This is a genomic window from Lysinibacillus sp. A1, assembly GCF_000801965.1.
Classification (GTDB): Bacteria; Bacillota; Bacilli; order Bacillales_A; family Planococcaceae; genus Lysinibacillus; species Lysinibacillus fusiformis.
Genome location: NZ_JSZM01000034.1, coordinates 1 through 1686 on the forward strand (window position 1 = coordinate 1; position 1686 = coordinate 1686).

At 36.2% G+C, this 1686-nt stretch carries 1 protein-coding gene; it reads left to right on the top strand.

Annotated features, from left to right (window positions below; genetic code table 11):
• Positions 1-68 precede the first annotated feature (68 nt).
• Positions 69-1642, top strand: a protein-coding gene (locus PI85_RS24070) for an IS3 family transposase (RefSeq protein WP_144422578.1) whose coding sequence is annotated in 2 segments (ribosomal slippage) — positions 69-711 and positions 711-1642 — 1575 coding nt in all. Because the reading frame shifts where the segments join, the coding sequence is not laid out codon by codon here.
• Positions 1643-1686 lie beyond the last annotated feature (44 nt).

Genomic DNA, 1686 nt, shown 5'->3' on the forward strand with positions numbered 1-1686 from the left:
TTGATATGCTCCCTATTAGGTAGACAGATGAAAAAATAAAATCTGTTTATCTAAGGGGAGTATTTTTTATGGGGCGAAGCAAACATCCACTCGAGTTGAAACTACATATCCTTCAATTGTTCGAAGAAGGTCACTATTCTATCAATGAATTGTGTGAAAGGTTTTCAATAGATCATCAAACTTTTCATAGATGGAAAATGAAATTTGAGGCAGGTGGACGTGAAGGCTTACAAGAAGCTACTTCATGTAAGTTCTATTCAAAAGAGTTAAAATTAGCGGCTGTGGAGGACTACATTCAACGAGATTATTCACAGATGGAGGTGTTGGCGAAATACGAGATTAGCAGTACCTCCGTTTTAAAAAGCTGGGTAAAAAAGTATACTAGTCATAGTGAAATAAAAGATTCAGGTAAAGGAATGAGTCAAGCTATGACAGAAGGAAGAAAGACAACTTTTGAAGAACGTATTGAGATTGTCGAGTACTGTTTAAAGCACCAGAAAAATTATCAGTTGGCAGCGCACACCTATGGTGTTTCGTATCAACAGGTATATCAATGGACGAAGAAATTTGAAACGAACGGTGAAGAGGGATTACGTGATCGTCGTGGTCGCACAAAAGATGAAGTCGAATTAACCGTTGAGGAGAAATTGAAATTAGAGATTCAACGTATTGAACGTGAAAATGAACGTTTACGTGCAGAAAATTTATTTTTAAAAAAGTTAGAGGAAATCGAAAGGAGGCATCGTTAAGCCAAATACGTCTACAGCAACGGTATTTAGCGATTCAAGAATTACATCGAGAGGAAGAACTTTCGATTCTTTTATTATGTGAAATAGCTGGTGTTTCGCGTGCAGCTTACTATAAGTGGCTAAGTCGCAAGCCTTCTAACAGAGAAGTTGAAAATGAAGCAATTTTAAAGGACATTCATCTCCTTTACCAACAAGTAGATGGTATTTACGGCTATCGTCGTACAACGTTGACAATCAATCGTCAGCGAAAAGAAAATAATCAAACGATGGTTAACGAAAAGCGTATTTATCGTTTAATGCAGATTAGTGGATTGAAGTCTGTTATTCGTAGAAAGCGCAAGCCTTATCGTAAATCCCCAGCACATCATGTGGCGGAGAACGTATTAAATCGAGCATTTACATCGAAAAAGCCAAATGAAAAATGGTGTACAGATGTCACAGAGTTTAAGTATGGAAATGGGAAAAAAGCTTATTTAAGTGCAATTATCGATTTATATGATGGTTCAATTGTGAGTTATGTGTTCGGTCATTCGAATAATAATTCCCTTGTTTTCAAAACAATAAAATCAGCTATTCAATCATTACAATCAGGCGAACAGCCATTAATACATAGTGATCGAGGTTTTCAATATACAACGAAGGAATTTAAGCGAATTGTGGAAACTGCCAATATTACACAAAGTATGTCCCGTGTTGGTCGATGTATTGATAACGGACCAATTGAATCATTTTGGGGCACATTGAAGTGTGAGAAGTATTATTTACATAAGTACGATTCATATGAAGAGTTAAAACTAGCGATTGATGATTATATTCATTTTTATAATTACTATCGTTATCAGAAACGATTAAACGGCTTGAGTCCGTTAGAATTCAGGACTCAAGCCGCTTAATACATTTTTTTATTTCCACTGTCTACTTGACGGGGTGCAGTTCA